The organism is Kineococcus sp. GCM10028916 (assembly GCF_042674865.1).
Classification (GTDB): domain Bacteria; phylum Actinomycetota; class Actinomycetes; order Actinomycetales; family Kineococcaceae; genus Kineococcus.
Map to the genome: position 1 here is coordinate 1 of NZ_JBHTFM010000011.1, position 3,805 is coordinate 3,805.

The 3,805-nt window shown below is 70.3% G+C and carries 3 protein-coding genes, 1 pseudogene and 1 other annotated feature; of the genes and pseudogenes, 3 read left to right on the top strand and 1 reads right to left on the bottom strand.

The features are described 5' to 3' along the window. Positions 1-452 precede the first annotated feature (452 nt). Positions 453-1,711: pseudogene (locus ACFQ46_RS11335) on the top strand (IS3 family transposase). Next, positions 731-844 (top strand) — a sequence feature (AL1L pseudoknot). (Overlaps the previous pseudogene by 114 nt.) Before the next feature lie 104 nt (positions 1,712-1,815). Continuing rightward, the gene (locus ACFQ46_RS11340; RefSeq protein ID WP_380259600.1) at positions 1,816-2,058 is read left to right on the top strand and encodes a hypothetical protein; all 243 of its coding nucleotides are present in this window, start codon (positions 1,816-1,818) and stop codon (positions 2,056-2,058) included. Positions 2,059-2,180: 122 nt separating this feature from the next. On the opposite strand, the gene ACFQ46_RS11345 is transcribed toward ACFQ46_RS11340, so the two are convergent. Continuing rightward, positions 2,181-3,095, bottom strand: coding sequence for a GNAT family N-acetyltransferase (locus tag ACFQ46_RS11345; protein WP_380259601.1), 915 nt, complete (start codon positions 3,093-3,095; stop codon positions 2,181-2,183). Between the two features lie 365 nt (positions 3,096-3,460). Between ACFQ46_RS11345 and ACFQ46_RS11350 the strand changes: the two genes are divergently transcribed. Continuing rightward, on the top strand, positions 3,461-3,805 hold a 345-nt coding region (locus ACFQ46_RS11350; protein WP_380259602.1), incomplete at its 3' end, for a hypothetical protein.

Sequence of the window (3,805 nt, forward strand, 5' to 3'; positions counted from 1 at the left end):
GGTGCAGCGCGCTGGCTGACGTCTGGCCTCGGGGAGGGACGGGCAGCGAAGACGTGCCGTCCTGCGCGTCACGGGCCACCGGGCTCATGACGTGCAGGGCGGTGATGTCGGGCTGAGCGCGGAACGCGCCGGGAGACATCGAGAGAGGGCGGGAACCAGCTCGCCGTGGGTACGCGTACCGCTCCTCAGTCGACGTGCAGGAGGAGGAGGCGGGGCGATCCTGCTCCGGGGTCGCGGGCCGCGATGCTCTCGCACCCCGTCCGGACGATCGCTCAGCCTGCTCCCACCGGGAACTCAGTCGCGGGTGTCTACCCTGTCCCGCTCGACGGTCGGGAACAGCGGGTCGCCCACGATGCCGCGGGGGGCGTCGAGATGGAGGACGAGGGGACGGTGTCGAGGCCCGGGTTTGATGGAGACCTCCAACCAACGCCCTCGAGAGGATGATGGTCTCCATGGCTGCGCCCCGGAAGTACCCCGACGAGCTGCGTGAGCGCGCAATCCGGATGGCGATCGAGGCCCGCCGCGACCCCACCACCCGCCCCGGGGCGGTGAAGAGCATCGCCGGTCAGCTCGGCATCAACCCCGACACCCTGCGCAACTGGGTCTCCCAAGCCGAGGTCGATGCCGGCGACCGACCCGGGACGACCACCGACGCCGCGGCCCGCCTGGCCGAGCTGGAGAAGGAGAACCGCGAGCTGCGGCGGGCGAATGCCATCTTGAGGTCGGCCTCGGCTTTCTTCGCGGCGGAGCTCGACCGCCCCTCCCGCTGAGCACCCGCTACATCGACGAACACAAGGAGAGGTTCGGGGTCGAGCCGATCTGCCGGGAACTGCAGATCGCCCCGAGCACGTACTACGCCGCCCGCATCCGTCCGCCCTCAGCCCGAGCCCGCAGCGATGAGGCAGCGCTGGTCGAGGTCGACGAAGTCCACGCCGAGAACTTCCGCGTGTACGGCGCCCGCAAGTTGCACGCGGCGATCAACCGCCGTCGCACCCGGCGCACTCCGACCGGTCAGACCCCGGCCCGTATCGCCCGCTGCACCGTCGAACGCTTGATGAGGTCCGCCGGACTGCACGGACTGCGCCGCAACGGTAAGCCACCGCGGACCACGACCCCCGGAGCACCGGATTCCCGCCCGGACCTGGTCGAACGAAACTTCACCGCCGAGCGACCGGACCGACTGTGGGTGGCCGACATCACCTACATCCGCACCTGCTCGGGGTGGGTGTACGCCGCGTTCGTCCAAGACGTCTGCACCCGCCGGGTCGTGGGCTGGCAGGTCGCTGATCACCTGCGTACCGAACTTGCCCTGGAGGCACTGCAGATGGCGTTGTGGATCCACCGTCGTGAAGATGCTGATCTGACCGGGTTGAAGCATCACTCGGATAAGGGAGTTCAATATGTTGCGTTGCGCTACACCGAGAGTTTAGCGCTTGAGGGTGCGGTCGCCTCGGTCGGTTCCACCGGCGACTCCTACGATAATGCGATGGCTGAGGCGTTCAACTCCCTATTCAAGGCCGAGTGCATCCGCAACCCGCACCTACCGGGGCGTGAGGGTCCGTGGCGCGGCCTGGACGACGTCGAGCGTGGTGTCGCGGGCTACGTCGATTGGTACAACACCCGACGGCTGCACGGGGAGCTGGGGATGATCCCGCCGGTCGAGTTTCAGGCCCGCTTCGACATCGCAGGGGAGGTCGTCACCGCGGCCTGAGCGTTGCTTGACGCCCTCCATCAAACCCGGGCCTTGACATTGAGCCGCGGCGGGCGCATCGTCGTGGTCGCGATGGCCGCGGTTGGGCCAGCGGTACGCCGGTCGTGCTCGACGCGGCCGACATGCTGCTGCGCAGCTGGAGCGCGATCGGCGTGCTCGCCGCCGGACACTCGCCCCGGCAGGACGCTGCGATCTGGGACGGGCTGCTCGAGTTCGTCGATCGTGGGCTGCTGGACACCCCCGTCGGCACCGTGTGGTCCTTCGCCGACGTCCCCGCCATGATCGCGCAGCAGGGCACACCCGCTCCCGGGAAGTCCGTCGTGCGAGTCGCCGAACGGGGCCGGTGAGCGCAGCGCCTGATCCCGTCCCCGTGCTGCACCGTTCCTGCGCGGGACGACGGCTCGAGGGCGGGCGATGACGTGCTCGGCTGCTCGGTCCGACGCCGCTCGGCAGGCGCGCACCGCCCGGTTCAGCCTGCTCCACGTGCACGGCCGAGCGAGGTGGGTTCCTCAGCAGCCGGGCCCGTGGCCGGGAAGGATCGGGCGTCACGCGCCCCGGAGGGGTTCGCCGGCCGCCGCCCGACCTCCTGCGCTTCCGGAGACCTGGCGATGAAGTACGTGGTGTCGTCGCGGCTGTCGACGAACCCGAGACCCTGGTAGAGGGGCCGGGCCATCTCCGTGGATCTCAGGTACGCGGTGTGCGCGCCCCAGTCGCGTCCTCGGTGGAGCACCGAGCGCACCAGTCGCTCGGCGACCCCCGACCGGCGCGCCCCGGCGACGGTCGCCACGCAGAACAACCCGAGCCACCCGTCCCCGTTCAGCACCGCGAGGGCGGTGGCGACCGGGATGCCGTCCCGGGAGGCCAGGACGGGCCGGACGACACCGCTGGCCATGAGCTCCGGGGTGAGGATCGACCCGGCGGTCCCGGCCGGCAGACCGAACCCGGTCTCGCACGTGGTGGTCCACTGCCGTCGGTGTTCCTCGTCCTCGACGAAGAGGTGGTACTCCGGTCCGGTCGGGGTGCTGAACGCCTCGGACTGCAGCCCCACCGTGAGGGTCGGTTCCCGGCGTTCGACGAAACCGCCGTCACCGGCGAGGTCGGTCACCACCTCGGGCACCGGACCGATCACGCTGATCGACCACGGCGTACCCCTGGCCCAGAACGCCCGGGACAGCCGGTGCAGGGCGCCGGCGGCGGTCGAGGACGAGGGCACGTGCAGGCCCGACATCGTCGGCACCGGGACCGGCATGTCGATCCATTCGATCCCGCTGGGGTCGACGGCCGTGGTGGCAGCGGGGTTGTGGGCGGCCAGCAGGACGACGGCACGGTGGAACGCGAGCGCGGCACCGGCGGCGGGCCTGCGGGGAGTGGGGTTGTCCGGCATCTGTGGTCCTTGTTGCTCCACGGCTGGAGATCGGGGCGAGTGCGCTGGTCCTGCGAGGCCGGTCGCTGGAGGATCGTCGCGGTCTCAGGTCGTCCGGGGTTCGGTGTGGCCGGGGATCCTGCACCGAGCGCGGACCGTGCGGGGCCTCGAGTGATGGCGAAGGTGGTCGGTGAGGTGCCCGAGGCTCGCGCCTTCGCCCCTCACTCTGACCGCCCCGCCCCCACGCCCCCTCAGGCGCGACCTGAACTGCTCCCGCGTGCGCCGCCACCCGTTCGGCCAGCGAAGAACTTCAACGGTCAGGGCGGGGGGCTCGGCGAGGAGTTCGCCCAGAGCGGCGGGCATCCGCGTGAAGGCGGGCCGGCCACGTGCTCGCTGAGGGGTTTCTGATCGATCCGACTCTCGAGCACGACGAACGATCCCTCGGCAGGGTCGACGTTCAGCTCGAAGCGGTCACATCCTCTGTCCTCGTCGACGCCTCGGGAGGCAGTGGCGCGGAGAACCAGTTCGACCTCCTGCTCGCGTCCTGGGGCGGTCAGACATCGGCGATGACCGTGATGCTCGTGGTGCTCCTCGTGCGTGGGTTCAGCCGGAGCCCGGCGTGGCGCCCGCCGGGTTCAGTTCCACCAGCTTCTCCTGAGGAAGCCGGACTCAGTGACTGTTTCAGATATGGAGTGAGTGCTGCCTCGGCCTGGTCAGCCGACGCAGCATCA